General features: G+C 71.7%; 16 protein-coding genes. 9 read left to right on the forward strand and 7 right to left on the reverse strand.

All coding sequences use genetic code 11. The features are described from left to right. Positions 1–118: 118 nt before the first annotated feature. A complete protein-coding gene (locus E0H26_RS16880) occupies positions 119–1,327 on the reverse strand; it encodes a DUF349 domain-containing protein (protein ID WP_131304595.1) in 1,209 nt (402 codons plus the stop codon). A 315-nt stretch (positions 1,328–1,642) separates the two neighbouring features. Here E0H26_RS16880 and E0H26_RS16885 point away from each other — a divergent pair, with 315 nt between their 5' ends. From E0H26_RS16885 to dapF, 3 genes are read left to right on the forward strand one after another with little or no spacing between them, the layout of a single operon-like run. Next, a complete protein-coding gene (locus tag E0H26_RS16885) occupies positions 1,643–2,374 on the forward strand; it encodes a class III extradiol dioxygenase subunit B-like domain-containing protein (RefSeq protein WP_131304596.1) in 732 nt (243 codons plus the stop codon). Then, positions 2,359–3,288: a tRNA (adenosine(37)-N6)-dimethylallyltransferase MiaA gene (miaA, locus tag E0H26_RS16890; protein ID WP_240742232.1), complete on the forward strand. Its 930-nt coding sequence runs from the start codon at positions 2,359–2,361 to the stop codon at positions 3,286–3,288. The genes E0H26_RS16885 and miaA overlap by 16 nt, the downstream gene beginning before the upstream one ends. Positions 3,289–3,295: 7 nt before the next feature. Beyond that, positions 3,296–4,135: a diaminopimelate epimerase gene (gene dapF, locus E0H26_RS16895; RefSeq protein WP_131304598.1), complete on the forward strand. Its 840-nt coding sequence runs from the start codon at positions 3,296–3,298 to the stop codon at positions 4,133–4,135. Between the two features lie 95 nt (positions 4,136–4,230). Here the strand turns inward: dapF and E0H26_RS16900 are convergent, their stop codons facing one another. Beyond that, the gene (locus E0H26_RS16900) at positions 4,231–5,703 is read right to left on the reverse strand and encodes an NAD-dependent malic enzyme (protein WP_131304599.1); all 1,473 of its coding nucleotides are present in this window, start codon (positions 5,701–5,703) and stop codon (positions 4,231–4,233) included. A 175-nt stretch (positions 5,704–5,878) separates the two neighbouring features. On the opposite strand from E0H26_RS16900, the gene hflX reads away from it, so the two are divergent. Together hflX and E0H26_RS16910 are read left to right on the forward strand one after the other, a co-directional pair. Continuing rightward, complete coding sequence (gene hflX / locus E0H26_RS16905; RefSeq protein ID WP_131304600.1) at positions 5,879–7,321, forward strand: GTPase HflX; 1,443 nt, start codon at positions 5,879–5,881, stop codon at positions 7,319–7,321. A 51-nt stretch (positions 7,322–7,372) separates the two neighbouring features. Further along, complete coding sequence (locus E0H26_RS16910) at positions 7,373–9,151, forward strand: SMP-30/gluconolactonase/LRE family protein (RefSeq protein ID WP_131304601.1); 1,779 nt, start codon at positions 7,373–7,375, stop codon at positions 9,149–9,151. 31 nt (positions 9,152–9,182) lie between these two features. Here E0H26_RS16910 and lexA read toward each other — a convergent pair whose 3' ends face one another. Next, the gene (gene lexA / locus E0H26_RS16915) at positions 9,183–9,965 is read right to left on the reverse strand and encodes a transcriptional repressor LexA (RefSeq protein ID WP_131304602.1); all 783 of its coding nucleotides are present in this window, start codon (positions 9,963–9,965) and stop codon (positions 9,183–9,185) included. A gap of 565 nt (positions 9,966–10,530) precedes the next feature. Here lexA and nrdR point away from each other — a divergent pair. After that, entirely contained in the window at positions 10,531–11,031 is a 501-nt protein-coding gene (gene nrdR / locus E0H26_RS16920; protein WP_131304603.1) for a transcriptional regulator NrdR, read from the forward strand. 62 nt (positions 11,032–11,093) lie between these two features. After that, positions 11,094–13,976, forward strand: a complete 2,883-nt coding sequence (locus E0H26_RS16925) for a vitamin B12-dependent ribonucleotide reductase (RefSeq protein WP_131304604.1) — start codon at positions 11,094–11,096, stop codon at positions 13,974–13,976. A 116-nt stretch (positions 13,977–14,092) separates the two neighbouring features. On the opposite strand, the gene E0H26_RS29980 is transcribed toward E0H26_RS16925, so the two are convergent. The 3 genes from E0H26_RS29980 to E0H26_RS16945 all read right to left on the reverse strand — a co-directional run bounded on the left by E0H26_RS29980 (position 14,093) and on the right by E0H26_RS16945 (position 16,649). Next, entirely contained in the window at positions 14,093–14,455 is a 363-nt protein-coding gene (locus E0H26_RS29980) for an HIT family protein (RefSeq protein WP_240742219.1), read from the reverse strand. 359 nt (positions 14,456–14,814) lie between these two features. Continuing rightward, a complete protein-coding gene (locus E0H26_RS16940; protein ID WP_131304693.1) occupies positions 14,815–15,990 on the reverse strand; it encodes an RNA polymerase sigma factor in 1,176 nt (391 codons plus the stop codon). A 317-nt stretch (positions 15,991–16,307) separates the two neighbouring features. Next, positions 16,308–16,649 (reverse strand): YciI family protein, encoded by a 342-nt coding sequence (locus E0H26_RS16945; protein ID WP_131304605.1) that lies wholly within the window; start codon positions 16,647–16,649, stop codon positions 16,308–16,310. Positions 16,650–16,795: 146 nt separating this feature from the next. Between E0H26_RS16945 and E0H26_RS16950 the strand changes: the two genes are divergently transcribed. Beyond that, positions 16,796–17,035 (forward strand): C1orf53 family protein, encoded by a 240-nt coding sequence (locus E0H26_RS16950; RefSeq protein ID WP_131304606.1) that lies wholly within the window; start codon positions 16,796–16,798, stop codon positions 17,033–17,035. 3 nt (positions 17,036–17,038) lie between these two features. Here the strand turns inward: E0H26_RS16950 and E0H26_RS16955 are convergent, their stop codons facing one another. Beyond that, positions 17,039–17,728, reverse strand: coding sequence for an iron-dependent transcriptional repressor DtxR (locus E0H26_RS16955; protein WP_131304607.1), 690 nt, complete (start codon positions 17,726–17,728; stop codon positions 17,039–17,041). A gap of 100 nt (positions 17,729–17,828) precedes the next feature. On the opposite strand from E0H26_RS16955, the gene E0H26_RS16960 reads away from it, so the two are divergent. Then, positions 17,829–18,683, forward strand: a complete 855-nt coding sequence (locus tag E0H26_RS16960) for a sulfurtransferase (protein WP_131304608.1) — start codon at positions 17,829–17,831, stop codon at positions 18,681–18,683. Positions 18,684–18,686: the final 3 nt, after the last annotated feature.

Raw genomic sequence — 18,686 nt, forward strand, 5'->3', positions numbered from 1 at the left:
AGATAATCACAGATCGGCGTCGATGTAAATGTCGCACGTTAACATCGCCGTGACCAGCGGCGGGAGGAACGGAAAAGCCCTCGGTTCCGGTGGGAACCGAGGGCTTCCGGGGTTCAGCTCAGCCGGCCTGCTCCGCGAGCTGGAGGAACTGACGCTTCGAGGCGAGCGCCTGCTCGGCCTCCTTGACCCGCCGGGCGTCGCCCGCGGCCTGCGCCCGGGCCAGCCGCTCCTCGGCCTCGGCGACCTGGGCCCGCATCTGCGCCAACAGCGGGTTGTCCTCCCGGCTGGTCCGCCGCCACGCCGAGTCCATCACCTCGCGGACCTTGTCATCGATGGCGCGCAGCCGGCGTTCCAACCCGGCGGCCGCCTCGCGCGGGACCCGGCCCGCCTCGTGCCACTGCGCCTGGATGTCCCGCAGCTTGGCCTGGGCACCCTTCGGGTCGCCCTCGACGTCCAGCGCCTCCGCCTCGACCAGCAGCGCCTGCTTGCGTTCCAGGTTGGCGCGCTGCTCGTTGTCCCGCGCGGAGAAGACCTCGCTGCGTCGGGTGAAGAAGGCGTCCTGCGCGGCGCGGAACCTCTCCCACAGCTTCTGCTCGGCCTCCTTCGAGGCACGCGGTGCGGCCTTCCACTGGTTCATCAGGTTCTTCAGCTGGTTGGCCGTCGAAACCCAGTCGGTGGAGTCCTTGATCTTCTCGGCCTCGGCGACCAGCTCCTCCTTGACCGTCTGCGCCTGCTTGCGCTGCGAGTCGAGCGAGGCGAAGTGCGCACCCCGACGGCGGGTGAAGCCGTCCCGGGCGGCGGCGAACCGCTTCCACAGCTCACCGTCGGTCTTCTTGTCGACCCCCCGGATGGTCTTCCACTCGTCGAGGATCTCCTTGAGCCGATCGCCCGCGGTCTTCCAACCGGTCGACTCGGCGGCCAGCTTCTCCGCCTCCTCCACGAGGGCGGTCTTGCGGGCCAACGCCTCGCTGCGGGCCGCCTCCTTCGCGGCCTTGGCCTCGCCGGCCTTCTCCTCGGCCACCGTGGCGAGCTTGTCCAGCCGGGCAGCCAGGGCGTCGATGTCACCGACCACGTGCGCCTCGGCCAGCGAGGCACGAATCCGCCGGACGGTGGCCAGGGAATGGTTGGCGTCCGCCGCGCCCGAGGTGAGCCGTGCCTCAGTCAGATTCACCTCGGTCACCAGGTCGGCGAAGCGGCGTGCGAAGTGTGCCAGCCCCTCCTCCGGTGCTCCCGCCTGCCAGGATCCGACCACCCGCTCGCCTTCGGCGGTCTTGACGTAAACGGTGCCGTCCGCGTCCACCCGTCCGAAGGCAGTCCAGTCGCTCATGTGCCCATCCTCGTTCTCCCGGTGCCCTGGGAGAACTCTCCCGGGCCCCGCCACGGCGCAGCCAAGTTTCTCCGGGCATTGTCACAGGTCCGCCCCGGTCCGCGTCGAGCGCCTATCGCCGACCGTGACCATACGGTGTCCTAGCCCCTCGCCGGCATCATCCGGACGGCGTGCCGTTGGCTGCCGTCGGTGTGGCGGCGAGCCACCCGCTGGCGTCCGGCCAAGCCGCGGCGACGCGGGTGCGGTGGCTGCTCAGCGGCCCCGCCGGCGACCTCGGGTGCACAGCCGGCGCCGCCCGACCGTTACGGTTGCCGGGTGCCACTGGTCGCCGCCGCCGTCTGCCCGCACCCACCACTGCTGGTTCCCGAGGTCGCGGGTGCCGCCGCCATGGAACTGGACGACCTCCGCCGGGCCTGCGACGTGGCGGTCGCCCGTCTGCTCGACTCGGGTGCCGCCGAGGTGCTGGTCGTCGGAGCCGGCCCGCAGACGCGCCGCTACGACCCGCCCTTCCACGGCTCACTGGCGCCGTACGGGTTGCCCGTCGAAGTGGCCATCGGCGCGCTCCGCCCCGACAGTCGGCCCGAACTGCCGCTGAGCCTGACCATCGGCACCTGGCTGCTGGGGCGCGTCCGGCCGGGCGCGGCACACCCCGTACCGCCGGTGTCGGGCATGTACGCCCTGGCCCGGGAGACCGACCCGGCGGCGGCCGTGGCGTTCGGTGCCGACGGTGCCGACGACCGGGACTGGGCGCTGCTGGTGCTGGGCGACGGGTCGGCCTGTCGAGGTGAGCGGGCGCCCGGCTACACCGACCCGCGCGCCGAGGCGTACGACAGCGGGGTTGCCCGGGCCCTGGCCGACGTGGACCTGGACGCCCTGCTCGGCCTGGACGCGGATCTCTCCGCGCAGTTGCAGGTAGCCGGGCGGGCGCCGTGGCAGGCGCTGGCCGGCGCGGTGCGCGCCGCTGGCGGCGACTGGCGGGGCGAGCTGAGCTATCACGCCGCGCCCTACGGGGTGGCCTACTTCGTGGCCAGCTGGGAGCGGGCGTGACCGCCCCGGGCACGGTGGTCGCCGTGGTCGGGCCGACGGCGGCGGGCAAGTCGGCGCTGAGCATCGCCCTGGCGCACGCCCTCGACGGCGAGGTGGTCAACGCCGACTCGATGCAGCTCTACCGGGGGATGGACATCGGCACCGCCAAACTCACCGTCGCCGAACGGGAGGGCGTGCCGCACCACCTGCTCGACATCTGGGCGGTCAGCGAGCCGGCCAGCGTGGCGGAATATCAGGCGCTGGCACGGGCGGCGGTCGACGACATCCTCGCCCGGGGGCGGGTGCCGTTGCTGGTCGGCGGGTCCGGGCTGTACGTGCGGGCGGTGCTGGAGCAGTTCGAGTTCCCCGGCACCGACCCGCTGGTGCGCTCGCGGTTGGAGAGCGAACTCGCCACGGTCGGGCCGGCACCGCTGTACGCGCGGCTGCGCGAGGCGGACCCGGTCGCGGCGGCCGGCATCCTGCCCGGCAACGGTCGGCGGATCGTGCGGGCCCTGGAGGTGATCGAGCTGACCGGCGCCCCGTTCACCGCGGCGCTGCCCGAGCCGACGCCGTATTACCCCGCCGTGCAGATCGGAGTCGACCTGGACACCGCCCAGCTCGACGAGCGGATCGCCGTACGGGTGGACCGGATGTGGGCCGACGGGCTGGTCGCCGAGACCCGGCAGCTGGTGGGACATGGCCTGCCCGAGGGGCGCACCGCCAGCCGGGCGCTCGGCTACCAGCAGGTACTGCGCCTGCTGGCCGGAGAGTTGACCGAGGCGGAGGCGCGCGACGAGACCATCCGGGCGACCCGCCGGTTCGTCCGCCGGCAGCGTTCCTGGTTCCGGCGTGACCCCCGGGTGCACTGGCTGGACTCGGCCGAACCCGGGCTGGTCGAGGCGGCCCTGCGGATCCTCGGTGACGCTGCGCGATGATGGGGGCGTGAAGTTCACCAAGGGCCACGGCACCGGCAACGACTTTGTGATCCTGCCCGACCCGGACGGCGCGCTCGACCTGACACCCGAGCTGGTGGCCGCGATCTGCGACCGGCGGCGGGGCCTCGGCGGGGACGGCGTGCTCCGCGTGGTCCACGCCGCCAAGCATCCCGACGGCGCCGCCCTGGCCGGCGAAGCCGAGTGGTTCATGGACTACTGGAACTCCGACGGCTCCTTTGCCGAGATGTGCGGCAACGGCGCGCGGGTCTTCGTCCGCTACCTGCTGGAAACCGGGCTGGCCACGCCGGTCGCCGACGCCCTGCCGGTGGCCACCCGGGCCGGCCTCGTACGCGCCCGCCTCGACGGGCCGGACATCGCCGTCGAGATGCGCCGACCCCGGCTGTACGCGGCCTCGACGGCCGCCCTGGGCGGGTTGACCCTGCCGGGCACCGCGGTCGACGTCGGCAACCCCCATCTGGTCTGTCCGCTCCCGGCCGGGCTGGAACTGGCCGGACTGGACCTGACCCGGGCCCCCGGCTTCGACCCGGCGCTTTTCCCGGCCGGGGTGAACGTCGAGTTCACCGCCCCCGGTGAACCGCTCGACGACGTCGACGGGCACGTCCTGATGCGGGTCTACGAACGAGGTTCCGCCGAGACGTTGTCCTGCGGCACCGGCGCCTGCGCGGTAGCCGCCGTCGCCCTGCGCGAGAGCACCCGGGAGGTCGGCACGATTGCCGTCGACGTCCCCGGCGGCCGCCTCACCGTGACCGTGACCGACGACTCCTGCTGGCTCTCCGGCCCCGCCCTCCTCGTCGCCACCGGCACCCTCACCCTCCCCACCCCCTAGGTTCTGTCTCGCGGATCTTGGTACGAAACGACCCCCCTGGAGGCCGTTCCGCACCAAGATCCGCGCATACGACCGGGAGGCCGGGGGTGTGGGGGTTAGGGGGTGGCGGAGGCGGTGGCGGCGATTTCGGGGAGGTCGGCGGGGCCGGGGTCGGTGACGGGTGGGGGCGTGGCCGCAGGGTTCTGGGCGGCGGCGCGGACGGCGGCGGCGACCGCCGGGGCCACCCGGGAGTCGAAGACGCTCGGCACGATGACCGTCGGGTTGATCTTCTCCTCGCCGACCACGTCGGCGATGGCCCGGGCGGCGGCGAGCGCCATCTCCTCGGTGAACTCCTCGGCGTGCGCGTCGAGCATGCCCCGGAAGACGCCGGGGAAGGCGAGCACGTTGTTGATCTGGTTCGGCTGGTCGGAGCGGCCGGTGGCCACCACGGCGGCGTGCTTGCGTGCCTCCCGGGGGTCGACCTCCGGGTCCGGGTTGGCCAGGGCGAAGACGATCGCGTCCTTCGCCATCCGGGCGATGTCGTCACCGGTGAGCAGGTTCGGTGCGCTCACCCCGATGAAGACGTCGGCGCCTTCCAGCGCCCCCGGCAGGTCGCCCGAGTAGCCGTCCCGGTTGGTGTGCTCGGCCAGCCACTGCCAGGCCGGGTTGAGGTCGGGCTGGCCGCGGCGCAGGGCACCCTGGCGGTCGTACGCGATGATGTCGCCGACGCCCTGGCGCAGCAGCAGCTTCATGATCGCGGTGCCGGCCGCGCCGGCGCCCGAGACGACCACCCGTACGTCCGAGAGCTGCTTGCCGACCACCCGCAGCGCGTTGGTCAGCGCGGCCAGCACGCAGATCGCGGTGCCGTGCTGATCGTCGTGGAAGACCGGGATGTCCAGCGCCGCGCGCAGCCGCGCCTCGATCTCGAAGCAGCGCGGCGCGGCGATGTCCTCCAGGTTGATCCCGCCGTACGCGGGCGCGATCGCCTTCACGATCGCGACGATCTCGTCGGTGTCCTGGGTGTCGAGGACCACCGGCCAGGCGTCCACCCCGCCGAAGCGCTTGAACAGTGCCGCCTTGCCCTCCATCACCGGCAGCGACGCGGCCGGGCCGAGGTTGCCCAGCCCCAGCACCGCCGAGCCGTCACTGACCACGGCCACGGTGTTGCGCTTGATGGTCAGCCGGCGGGCGTCGGCCGGGTTGTCGGCGATCGCCTGGCAGACCCGGGCCACCCCCGGGGTGTACGCGCGGGACAGCTCGTCACGGGTCCGCAGCGTGACCTTCGGGCTCACTTCGATCTTGCCGCCGAGGTGCAGCAGGAAGGTGCGGTCGGACACCTTGCGGACGTCCACGCCGTCGAGCGCACGCAGCGCGTCGACCACCTGCTCGGCATGGCCGGCGTCGGCGGTGTCGCAGGTCAGGTCCACGATCACGTGGTTCGGGTCGGAGTCGACCACGTCCAGTGCGGTGACGATCGCCCCGGCTTCACCCACCGACGTGGTGAGGCGGCCGATCGAGGAGGCATCGGCGGGCACGGCGATCCGGATCGTGATCGAGAATCCGGCACTGGGCAGTCGGGTGGTGGCCACGCGGGTCCCTCCGTCGGCGCTGAACGGCTAGTTCGCATTTCTACTCGCTCCGCCCGGACGCCCAGCAGCCACCCCCGTTTTTGCCTCTTTGTGCGCAGGGCATATAGCGGGTGCGACGTGCGTTGACACATGACAGGATTGCTCGGTACATGCACAGATCGGACAGGAGAGACGCTTGCGAGACCAGGAGACCTACGTTCCCAACGACGAACCAGACACCACCACCGGTGAGTACGAACTCTCCGAGCGGCAGGCGTTGCGACGGGTCCCCGGCCTCTCCACCGAGCTGACCGACGTCACCGAGGTCGAATACCGCCAGCTGCGACTGGAGCGGGTGGTCCTGGTCGGTGTCTGGACCGAGGGCACCCAGGCCGACGCGGAGAACTCCCTCACCGAGCTGGCCGCGCTGGCCGAAACCGCCGGCTCACAGGTGCTCGAAGGGCTCATCCAGCGGCGTACCCGGCCCGACCCGGCCACCTACATCGGTCGCGGCAAGGTCGACGACCTCGGCTCGGTGGTGCTCGCCGCCGGCGCCGACACGGTGATCTGCGACGGTGAACTCTCCCCGTCCCAGCTGCGCAACCTGGAACAGCGCACCAAGGTCAAGGTGGTCGACCGCACCGCGCTGATCCTCGACATCTTCGCCCAGCACGCCAAGAGCAAGGAGGGCCGCGCGCAGGTCGAGCTGGCCCAACTGCAATACCTGCTGCCCCGGCTGCGCGGTTGGGGCGAGACGCTGTCCCGGCAGACCGGTGGTTCCGGTCGCGGTGGCGGCGCCGGTGGCGGCGTGGGCGTGCGTGGCCCGGGTGAAACCAAGCTGGAGACCGACCGGCGGCGGATCCGCCACCGGATCGCCCGGCTGCGCCGGGAAATCAAGGCCATGAGCACCGTACGCGAGACGAAACGGTCCCGTCGGACCCGTAACGCCGTCCCCGCGGTGGCCATCGCCGGCTACACCAACGCCGGCAAGTCGAGCCTGCTCAACCGGCTCACCGGAGCGGGCGTGCTGGTGGAGGACGCGCTGTTCGCCACGCTGGATCCGACCACCCGCCGGGCCACCGCCGCCGACGGCCGGGTTTACACCCTCTCCGACACCGTCGGCTTCGTCCGGCACCTGCCGCACCAGATCGTCGAGGCGTTCCGTTCGACGCTGGAGGAGGTCGCCGAGGCGGACCTGGTGGTGCACGTGGTCGACGGCACCCACCCGGACCCGCAGGAGCAGGTGCGAGCCGTACGCGAGGTGCTGGCCGAGGTCGGCGCCGACCGGCTGCCCGAGCTGCTGGTGGTCAACAAGACCGACGCGGCCGACGAGGAAACCCTGCTGCACCTCAAGCGGATCTGGCCGGAGGCGGTGTTCGTCTCCGCGCACAGCGGCCTCGGCATCGAGGACCTGCGCGCCACCATCGAGCAGCGACTGCCCCGCCCGGCGGTCGAGGTGCGGGTGGTGCTGCCCTACGACCGGGGTGACCTGGTGGCCCGCGTGCACCGGCAGGGCGAGGTGCTCAGCACCGCCCACCTGCCCGAGGGGACGATGCTGCACGTAAGGGTCAACGAGGCACTTGCCGGCGAGTTGTTCGCGTACCGCGACACGGCGGAGCCGGTCCATACCGCCCGGTAACGCTCATGCGGCGTCACCCGACGGAAACTTCGGGCATGCGACACTTCTTTCATGCTCCGCACTGTTTCCTCGGTCACGGTTGCGCTCGGCCTGCTCGGGGCCACCGTGGCATTCACGGGTGCCGCGGTGGCGGCCCCTTCGCCCGCCTCCGCGGCGGGTCCCGTTGCGCTCTCCGGCCAGTCGGCAGCGGCGTCGGGGCCCGGGTCGGCGGTGGCGCTGGGGCCTGTGTCGGCGGGGCTCGGGTCGGCGCTGGCGAAGGCGGGCAAGAAGCAGTGCACGGTCACCGATTCCCGGCTGCGCGAGTTGTCCGGTCTGGTGGTCACCCGCGACGGCTACATCGTGATCAACGACAGCACCGATCAGGACTCCCGTAAGCGGGTCTTCTATCTCGACAAGGACTGCCAGGTCACCCGCGACATCCCGTACTCCGGCGCGGGGCCGTTCGACACCGAGGATCTCGCCCTCTCGCCGGACCGCAAGACGCTGTGGATCGCCGACACCGGTGACAACGTCACCAGCCGGCAGCGCCGTGAGCGGGTGGCGGTCTGGAGCATGCCGGTCAACGCCAGCAAGCAGCCGGTGCTGCACCGGCTGTCGTACCCGGACGGCAAGCCGCGCGACGCCGAGGCGTTGCTGATCGGCGACGACAACCTGCCTTTGATCATTACCAAGGTGACCGCCGGCAAGGCCGAGATCTTCACCCCTGACGGGCCGTTGAAGACCGGCGCCACCGAGCCGGTGCCGATGAAGAAGCTCGGCGATGTCGAGTTGCCGAAGACGGACACCGAGAACCCGCTGAGCACCTTCGGCCGCGTCGCGATCACCGGCGCTGCCCGGTCCCCGGACGGCAACCGGGTGGTGCTGCGCACCTACGCCGACGCCTTCGAGTACGACGTGCAGAACGGTGACATCGTGGGCGCCCTGACCACCGGCACGCCCCGGGTCACCGCGCTGGCCGACCCGTTCGGCGAGGCGATCGCGTACTCCACCGACGGGAAGACGTTCCTGACCGTCTCGGACGCCGGTCACCTGGACGACGAGGATCCGGTCGACATCCTCAGCTACACCCCGTCCACGGAGGGGCCGAAGAACCTGGCCGAAGATCCGGACGCGGCCAAGAAGTCGGCCGGCCAGTCGTTCCTCGACGGGTTGACCCTCAACGACATCACCTACCTGATCGCTTCCGTTGGCGTACTCGGCGCGTTGCTGGTCGGCGCGGGCATCTTCGGCATCCTGCGCGCCCGCAAACGGCCGACGCCGGCCGGCAAGAACGGCGACGACGGCCCGCGCTCGGCCCGCAAGGACGACGAAGCCGACCCGGCGACGGACCGGGCGCGTGGCGGCGTGTACGGCGGCGGTGGCGCCTCCGGCGGCGTCTACGGCGGTTCGCCGAACGGTGAACGCCCCGGCGGGGCCCGATCCGGGCCGGTCTACGGGGCTCGCCCGGCGAACGGCGGCGGGGGTGGCCGCCCGGCCGGTGGTGGTGTCTACGGTGGCGGAGGCCGCTCCGGTGAGGCTGCACCGGGCTACGGCGGCCGGTCTGGCGCCGGCCGGCCGGCCGGTGGTGGTGGCGGTGGTGGTGTCTACGGCGGTGGGGGCCGGGCCGGTGGGCCGCCCGGCGGCGGTCGTGCCGAGCCGCCCCGCAGTGGAGGCCGCGCGGAGCCGCCGCGGCGTGGCGGTGGACCGGCCGAGCCGCCTCGGCGGGGTGGTGGTGGTCCGGCGGAGTCCGACTACCGGGGGCGCCGTTCGGGCCGGTACCGGGAGGACGCACCGGAGCCGTACGGTCAGCCGCCCGGCGGCAACTATGGCTACCGGGGTGACCGGTACTGACCTGGTGGCCAGCACCGGTCGGTGCGCCGGCTCAGATCCGGCGTAGCACCGCGACGACCCGACCCATGATGGTCGCGTCGTCGCCGGGGATCGGGTCGAATGCCGGATTCTGCGGCATCAGCCAGACGTGGCCGTCGCGCCGCCGGTAGGTCTTCACCGTCGCCTCGCCGTCGAGCATGGCGGCGACGATCTCTCCGGAGTCGGCGGTCGGCTGTTGCCGGACCACCACCCAGTCGCCGTCGCAGATCGCCGCGTCGAGCATCGAGTCGCCCTTGACCTGGAGCATGAAGACCTCGCCTTCGCCGACCAGCTCGCGGGGCAGTGGGAAGACGTCCTCCATCGACTGCTCGGCGAGGATCGGCCCACCGGCGGCGATGCGACCGAGCATCGGCACGTACGCCGGGGTGGGGCGCTGTGAGCGGCTCAGTTCGTCGTCGACGTCGCTGGGGGAGCGGACGTCGACCGCCCGGGGCCGGTTCGGGTCCCGCCGCAGGAAGCCCTTCTTCTCCAACTCCTTGAGCTGGTAGGCGACGCTGGACGGGGAGACCAGTCCGACGGCCTCGCCGATCTCGCGCACGCTCGGCGGGTAGCCGTGCCGCTCCACCCAGGTCCGGATGAACTCCAGGATGCGCCGCTGCCGGGCGGTGAGGTCGGCGGTCGCCGGGTCCGGATAGGCGTTGGTCACCGGGGTCACCGGACGCACGGCGGGCTGGCCGGCCCGGGCGCGGGTGACGCTGCGGCGTCGGGTGGGCGGCGGCCCCGCCTCGCTGCTCTGCTGCGGGCTGTGTGGCCGGTTGGCCCGGTCCTGGGTCACGTCCGTCCTCCCTGGTCGGCGCTTTAGTGCCTTGGCGGCTCGTGGTGCATGCGGTGGTCTGCCGGACAGCAGGTCGACCATGGTCACCTCCGGCTGTTCACGACCGTATAGGTGAGATCGGCCATTTTCAAACATCTGTACGACGTTCTCCGCGTGTCGACACGCAAAACGGTGACACTCGTACGCCTGTTCTGGTAAATGGTACGTCGGGTCGAACGAATGTTCGATCAGGCGTGGTTCTTCCGAGATCGGATCCGCTCGGGTGGTAACCGGCGTCGGCGGTCCGCGTTGGGCTCTCGGGTTGCGTCGGAGTCGGGATGCGGCTGGGCTGTCAGGTGACGCGCCGGACACGCCGGCCAACTTGACCTCGGATCGCCAGCGGCATACGGTCAACCCCTAGATGTAGTAGTCACACGGGCGTAAGTCGCCTACAGGTTGGGTTCGACTACCGACCGCACTCCCGTACCGTCAGGTCGGCGGCCATCTTCGGAGATGGCTCCGCCGGGCTGAAGCGTGCCCGGAGGCGGCCGGAGGCGTACCAGTGGTCGATCGAGGAGGTCGGGCGATGCGGTGTCCGTACTGCCGGCACGCCGACTCCCGGGTGGTCGACTCGCGGGAGGCCGACGACGGCCAGCTGATCCGTCGGCGGCGCTCCTGCCCGGAGTGCGGCAAGCGGTTCACCACCGTCGAGGAGGCGGTGCTCGCGGTCGTCAAGCGCAGCGGGGTGACCGAGCCGTTCAGCCGTACGAAGATCATCGGCGGGGTGCGCAAGGCGTGCCAGGGCCGGCCGGTCGACGAGGACTCGATCGCGCTGCTGGCGCAGCGGGTCGAGGAGACCATCCGGGCCAAGGGGGCCGCCGAGATCCCCAGCCACGAGGTGGGGTTGGCCATCCTGGGTCCCCTGCGGGACCTGGACGAGGTCGCCTACCTGCGGTTCGCCAGCGTGTACCGATCGTTCGACTCGCTCGCTGACTTCGAGCAGGAGATCGAGATGCTGCGGGCCGCCGCACGCGCCCGGGCGGGCGCCGGGGCCGAGGCGGCCAGCGCCGCCGGCTCCGCACAGTGAACTTTCTTCAGTGGTAGTGACAGTCGGATCGCGCGGGCCGCGCGGACGAGGGGGCGGATGAGATGCCGGGGGATGGCGTGACAACGAGCAGGGCACGGAGCAAGGCGGGCGCGGGCCTGAAGGTCGAGCGGGTCTGGACGACCGAGGGTGTCCACCCCTACGACGAGGTCGCCTGGGAGCGGCGCGACGTCGTGATGACCAACTGGCGGGACGGCTCGATCAACTTCGAGCAGCGCGGGGTGGAGTTCCCGCAGAGCTGGAGCGTCAACGCGGCCAACATCGTGACCACCAAGTACTTCCGGGGCGCGGTGGGCACCCCGGAACGGGAGTGGTCGCTCAAGCAGCTGATCGACCGGGTGGTCACCACCTACCGCACCGCCGGTGAGGAGTACGGCTACTTCGCGAGCCCGGCCGACGCCGAGGTCTTCGCCCACGAGCTGACCTGGATGCTGCTGCACCAGGTGTTCAGCTTCAACTCGCCGGTCTGGTTCAACGTCGGTACGCCGTCGCCCCAGCAGGTCAGCGCGTGTTTCATCCTCGCCGTCGACGACTCGATGGACTCCATCCTCGACTGGTACAAGGAGGAGGGGCTGATCTTCAAGGGCGGCTCCGGCTCCGGGGTGAACCTGTCCCGCATCCGTTCCTCCCGGGAACTGCTCTCCTCCGGCGGCAACGCCTCCGGTCCGGTCAGCTTCATGCGCGGCGCCGACGCCAGCGCCGGCACCATCAAGTCCGGCGGTGCCACCCGACGCGCGGCGAAGATGGTCATCCTCGACGTCGACCACCCGGACATCCAGGAGTTCGTGGTCACCAAGGCGCGCGAGGAGGACAAGATCCGCGCGCTGCGTGACGCCGGGTTCGACATGGACCTGGGCGGCGCCGACATCGTCAGCGTGCAATACCAGAACGCCAACAACTCGGTGCGGGTCTCCGACGAGTTCATGACCGCCGTGGAGAGCGGTGGCGGCTTCGACCTGCGCGGCCGGCTCGACGGGCAGACCATCGAGACCATCGACGCCAAGGGGCTGTTCCGCACCATCGCCCAGGCCGCCTGGGAGTGCGCCGACCCCGGCCTGCAGTACGACGACACCATCAACGACTGGCACACCTGCCCGGAGACCGGCCGGATCACCGCGTCGAACCCGTGCTCGGAGTACCTGCACCTGGACAACTCCTCGTGCAACCTGGCCTCGCTGAACCTGATGAAGTTCCTCCGCGCCGACGGCGGCTTCGAGGTGGAGAAGTTCGTCAAGTCGGTCGAGTTGGTCATCACCGCGATGGACATCTCGATCTGCTTCGCCGACTTCCCGACGGAGAAGATCGGCGAGACCACCCGGGCGTACCGGCAGCTCGGCATCGGCTACGCCAACCTCGGCGCCCTGCTGATGGCCTCCGGCCTGCCGTACGACTCGGAACAGGGGCGTTCCCTCGCGGCGGCGATCACCTCGCTGATGAACGGCACCGCGTACCGTCGCTCGGCCGAGCTGGCCGGCATCGTCGGCGCGTACGACGGCTACGCCCGTAACGCCGAGCCGCACAAGCGGGTCATGCGCAAGCACGCCGCCGCCAACGACGAGATCAAGCCGACCGGCACGGTGGCCACCGCCGTGGTCCGCGAGGCCACCAAGCAGTGGACCCAGGGCAACAAGATCGGTGACAAGTTCGGCTGGCGCAACTCGCAGGCCAGCGTGCTCGCCCCGACTGGCACCATCGGCCTGATGATGGACTGCGACACCACCGGCGTGGAGCCGGACCTGGCGCTGGTCAAGTTCAAGAAGCTGGTCGGCGGCGGCTCGATGCAGATCGTCAACCAGACCGTGCCGCGCGCCCTGCGCAGCCTCGGCTACCCCGAGGAGCAGGTCGAGGCGATCGTCGAGCACATCGCCGACCACGGCCACGTGGTGGACGCCCCCGGCCTCAAGCCGGAGCACTACCCGGTCTTCGACTGCGCCATGGGCGAGCGCTCCATCGCGCCGATGGGCCACGTCCGGATGATGGCGGCGGTCCAGCCGTTCATCTCCGGCGCCATCTCCAAGACGGTCAACATGCCGGAGCAGGCGACCGTCGAGGACGTCGAGAAGATCTACTTCGAGGGCTGGAAGCTCGGCCTGAAGGCGCTGGCGATCTACCGGGACAACTGCAAGGTCGGCCAGCCGCTGTCGGTGGCGAAGCCCAACAAGGCCGTCGAGCCGGCCCCGGTCACGACCGAGGTCGAGAAGGTCGTGGAGAAGGTCGTCGAGTACCGCCCGGTGCGCAAGCGGCTGCCGAAGAAGCGCCCCTCGGAGACCATCTCCTTCTCCGTCGGCGGCGCCGAGGGCTACCTCACCGCCTCGTCCTACCCGGACGACGGCCTCGGCGAGGTCTTCCTCAAGATGTCGAAGCAGGGCTCCACCCTGGCCGGGGTGATGGACGCCTTTTCGGTGGCCATCTCCATCGGCCTGCAGTACGGCGTCCCGCTGGAGACGTACGTCAGCAAGTTCACCAACATGCGCTTCGAGCCGGCCGGCATGACCGACGACCCGGACGTGCGGATGGCCGCCTCGGTGATGGACTACATCTTCCGTCGCCTGGCGCTGGACTTCCTGCCGTACGAGCGCCGCGCCGAACTGGGCATCTTCACCGCCAAGGAGCGGGCCGCCCAGCTGGCCGCCGAGGCCGAGGCCGAGGCCAACGGCACCGACCTGACCGCGATGGCCGCCTCCGCCCCGCTGGAGACCCGGCCGGAGGAGCCGAAGGCCGGCCCGATCGCCCAGCCGGCCCAGGAATTGGCCGAGGTTGCCGCCGTCAAGCCGGCACCGTCGGTCGGTTCCAGCACCGAACTGCTGGAGGCCGTGATCGGTAAGGCCGCCGACGCACCGCTCTGCTTCACCTGCGGTACGAAGATGCGCCCGGCCGGCAGCTGCTACGTCTGCGAGGGCTGCGGCTCCACCAGCGGCTGCAGCTGACCCGAGTGACGCGAGCGGCCCCGGGCGGATCACCGCCCGGGGCCGCTCGCGTCACTCCCTGGATCTTGGTACGAAACTGCCCCTCCAGGGGCGCATCCGTACCAAGATTGCTGGGGCTAGGGGCTCGTGAGGTGCGTGGTTAGCCGGGCGGCTAGGGCGTCCAGGTGGGACTTGGGGATGCGGGCGTCGGGAGTGGCGTTGAGGTAGGCGAAGGCGAGCGGGCCCCGGTGGTCGCGGGGAATGTCGGCCATCCGGGGCACGACGTGAAAGTGGACGTGCGCGAAGCCGTCCTGCTCGGCGTACTGCATGACATAGGTTTTCGCGCAGCCCGTCACGGCGGTCAGGGCGCGAGACAGCCGGACCTGCCAGATGCCGAGGCTGGCAGCCTCGTCGTCGGTCAACTCGGCGATCGACGTGACGTGCCTTCGCGGCACCAACACCAGCCAGCCCAGCAGTCGGCTGTCGAACGCGTGCGTCACCCGCCACCACTGGTCGAACCCAATCCGTTCCCAAGGCGGCAACGACGCGAACCGCTCCTCTCGACGGCACACGTAACACTCCACTCACATACCGTAGCCCCGCCACCTGCCGATCCCGCAGCGCCGTCACCCCCCATAACCAACGCCCCGCCCCAGCAACAACCCCTGCCCCGCCCCTCACCCCGCCCCTCGCCCCGCCCCTCACCCCGCCCCCCGCCCCGCCCCTCGCCCCGCCCCTCACCCCGCCGATCTTGCACTTTCTGCCTCGACAAAAGCCGTACAAGGGGCGTCTTGGCGACCGAAAGTGCAAGATCGACGTGGTGAGGGGGGCGACGTGGTGAGGGTGGGGTGGGGGAGGGTTAGGTGAGATTGGTTAGGCGGGTGGTGAGGAAGGCGCGTTCGGCGGCGTTGTCGACCAGTTCCAGCGCTGCCCGGTACGCCTGCGCGGCCTCTGCTGGGCGGTTCAGGCGGCGGAGCAGGTCGGCGCGGATCGCCGGTAGGTAGTGGTAGCCGGCTAGTCGGGGGTCCTGGGCCAGGGCGTCGACCTCGGCCAGCGCCGCCTCAGGTCCGTCCACCATGGACACGGCCACCGCCCGGTTCAGGGCGACCACCGGGGACGGCCAGCGGGCCAGCAGCGCGTCGTAGAGGCGGACGATCTGCGGCCAGTCGGTCGCGGCGTAGCTGGGCGCGAGGGCGTGCAGCGAGGCGATGGCGGCCTGGAGTGCGTACCGGCCGACCCGACCGGTGCGGAACGCGTCGACCACCAGCCGGTGGCCCTCGTCGATGGCGGCGCGGTCCCAGCGGGAACGATCCTGATCCTCCAGCCGGAGCAGTCGGCCCTGGTCGTCGGTGCGGGTGGCGCGGCGGGCGTCGGTGAGCAGCAGCAGGGCTTGCAGCCCGCGTACCTCCGGCTCGTCCGGCATCAGTTCCCGCAGCATCCGGGTCAGGTGCAGGGCCCGGTCCACCAGGTCGGCGCGGACCAGGTCACCGCCGGACGGCGCGGTGTGTCCGGTGGTGAAGAGCAGGTGTACGACGGTGAGCACCGCGTCCAGCCGTTCGGGCAGCTCGGCGGAGTCCGGCACCCGGTACGGGATCCGGGCCACCGAGATCTTCTTCTTGGCCCGGGTGACCCGTGCTGCCATGGTCGGCTCGGAGACCAGGAAGGCGCGGGCGATGTCCCCGGTACTCACTCCGCAGACCAGGCGCAGGGTGAGCGCCACCTGCGCCTCGCGGGCGATCGCCGGATGGCAGCAGGTGAAGACCAGGCGCAACCGGTCGTCGGGTACGGCGACCTCGTCGGGCTCGTCCATCTCGACTTCGTCCGGCTCCACGAGCAGGGGCAGCTTCGAGCGGAACACCTGCCGTCGGCGCAGCACGTCGAGGGCCTTGCGGCGGGCGGTGGCGGTGAGCCAGGCACCAGGCCGATCCGGTACGCCGTCGCGCGCCCACGCGCCCAGCGCGGCGACGTACGCCTCCTGAACGCACTCCTCGGCGAGGTCGAGATCACCGGCGACGCGCGCGGTCGCGGCGAGCACGAAGGCCCACTCGCGCCGATGCGCGTCGACCAGCGCCCGCTCCGCCGCGTCGTGCTGTCCCGCCGCGTCGTGCTGTCCCGCCGCGTCGTGCTGCCCCGCCCCGCCGTGCTGCCCCGCCCCGCCGTGCTGCCCCGCCCCGCCGTGCTGCCCCGCCCCGCTGGCAACGAAGTCGGCGGGGGCGTTGGTGGGATTGACGTGCCGGCCGACGGAATCTCGGCCGGCGTCGACTCCGGCCGCGTCGCAGGTGGCGGCGTCGGGCAAGGCCGGCTCGTCGCCGCAGGTGGCGGCGCCGGGTGCGGCCGGTTGGTCGCCGCCGATCACTCGGTCGGCGGTACGAACAGCGGCCGGACCTCCACGCCGCCGTGGATGGTGGCCGGGTTGAGCTTGGCGATCTTCAGCGCGACGTCCAGGTCGGGCGCCTCCAGCACGAAGAACCCGGCGACGACCTCCTTGGCCTCGATGAACGGGCCGTCGGTGACGAGATCGCCGCGCACCGCCGTGGCCGTGGTACTCGGTTGCAACGCGAACCCGGTGACGATCTGACCGCCCAACTCGGCCACCTGTGCCGGATACCGGTCGAGCAGCGCGACGTAGTCGGGGGTGAGTTCCATCGGGTCGGCCGGCGCCGGCGAGTAGATCAGAACCGCGTACTGGGCCATGGGAGTCCTCCTCGGATCGCTGTCATCCTCTGCTCAACCGACGGACCAGGCCAGCGCGAATCGACAGGGTCCGGGGAGAATTTTCGGCTGAGCCGGTTGCGCTCTCAGCTCGACAGGCGGCGGACCCCTACTCCTACACTGCCGCGATGAGCGGAGAGCGACGACCCCTGGCGGCGCGGCCCCTGACCGAGCCCCATCGGTCCCGGCTGGCGCCGGAGCATCCGGACCGGGAGCGGATCCTGGCCGCGCACGCCGCCGCGCTCTCCGCCGGGGAGGCCGGATACCTCGACCCGGCCACCGGCCTGTTCGTGCTCACCGCCGGCTTTCTGGCCCGTCGCGGCACCTGCTGCGGCCGAGGCTGCCGGCACTGTCCGTACGTGACCTGAGCCTCAGGCGGCGGCGACGAAGACCCGCGAGGCGACCTCGCGGGGCAGCCGGATGCTCTCCCCGGAGCGGTCGATGGCGACGGCGTCGCGCTCCTGCGCCACGGTCACCGTGGCCCCCGGGTCGACGCCGGCGGCGTGCAACTGTCGGAGCACTTCCGCGTCGGTCTGCACGCTCTCGCAGATCCGCCGGACGATCACCTTGCCGGTCAGGCCGGGGAAGGCCAGGTTGCGCTCGCCGTCGGCCGGCACCGGCTCGGCCTGACCGGGCGAGCCCAGCTCCTCCAGGCCCGGGATGGGGTTGCCGTACGGCGAGCGGGTCGGCCGGTTGAGCAGGTCGTAGACCCGCTTCTCGACCGCGTCGCTCATCACGTGCTCCCAGCGGCAGGCCTCCTCGTGGGCCTCCTCGTAGGGCATCCCGATCACGTTGACCAGCAGCAGTTCGGCGAGCCGGTGCTTGCGCATCACCGAGACGGCGGTGCTGCGGCCGAGCGAGGTGAGGCTGAGGTGCCGGTCACCCTCGACGGTGAGCAGCCCGTCGCGTTCCATCCGGGCGACGGTCTGGCTGACGGTGGGGCCGCTCTGGCGCAACCGTTCGGCGATCCGGGCGCGCAACGGCGGCACGCCCTCCTCCTCTAGTTCGAGGATCGTGCGCAGGTACATTTCGGTCGTATCGACCAGGTCGTGAGACTTCATGGTGTCAGCGGCCCTCCAGTGATCGATGGTACCCTGCCGCACCTGCGAAGACCGCCGTCGAACCGCAGCCGGAGTTCACCGATGGTGTTGACTGGACGCCATGTCCGGTAGTGATCTTCTGGTGGAGGCGGGGCCACTCGCCGCCGAGCTTGACGCGGCCGACCCGCCCACGCTGCTCGACGTGCGTTGGCGGCTGATCGGCCCGCCGGGCCGTGCCGACTACGCGGCGGGGCATCTGCCGACCGCGGTCTTCGTCGATCTGGACACCGCGCTGTGTGGCCGGCCCGGCCCGGCCGGCCGTCACCCGCTGCCCGATCCGGCCGCGTTGCAGACCGCGCTGCGGGCCGCCGGGGTTCGCGCCGGTCACCCCGTGGTGGTGTACGACGGCGGCGACGGCATGTCCGCGGCCCGCGCGTGGTGGACGCTGCGGTGGGCCGGACACCGCCCGGTCCGCGTACTGCACGGCGGCTTCCCGGCCTGGCTGGCCGCCGGCCTGCCGGTCAGCACCGACGAGCCGAGCCCGGTGGCGGGTGACGTGGCCGTCGCGCCGGGCGCCCTGCCGGTGCTCGACGCGGCGGGCGCCGCCCGGCTGGCCTCGGCCGGTGACGGCGTCCTGCTCGACGTCCGCGCCGCACCCCGCTACCGGGGCGAACACGAGCCGATCGACCCGGTCGCCGGGCATGTCCCCGGGGCGGTGAACCTGCCGGCGGCCGAGTACGTCGCCGACGGCCGGTTCCCGGCCGGGGAGGCGCTGCGCGACCGGTTCGCCGTCGCCGGGGTCACCGCCGGGGCGCCGGTCGGGGCGTACTGCGGTTCCGGGGTGACCGCCGCGCAGGCCGTGCTGGCGTTGCACCTCGCCGGCCGGCCGGACGCCGCGCTCTACGTCGGCTCCTGGAGCAACTGGGTCGCCGACCCGGACCGGCCGGTCGCCGTCGCCCCGCCAGCGGACGCCTGACCG

The sequence above is a fragment of the Micromonospora zingiberis genome (genome assembly GCF_004331455.1).
In the GTDB taxonomy this organism is placed as follows: domain Bacteria; phylum Actinomycetota; class Actinomycetes; order Mycobacteriales; family Micromonosporaceae; genus Micromonospora; species Micromonospora zingiberis.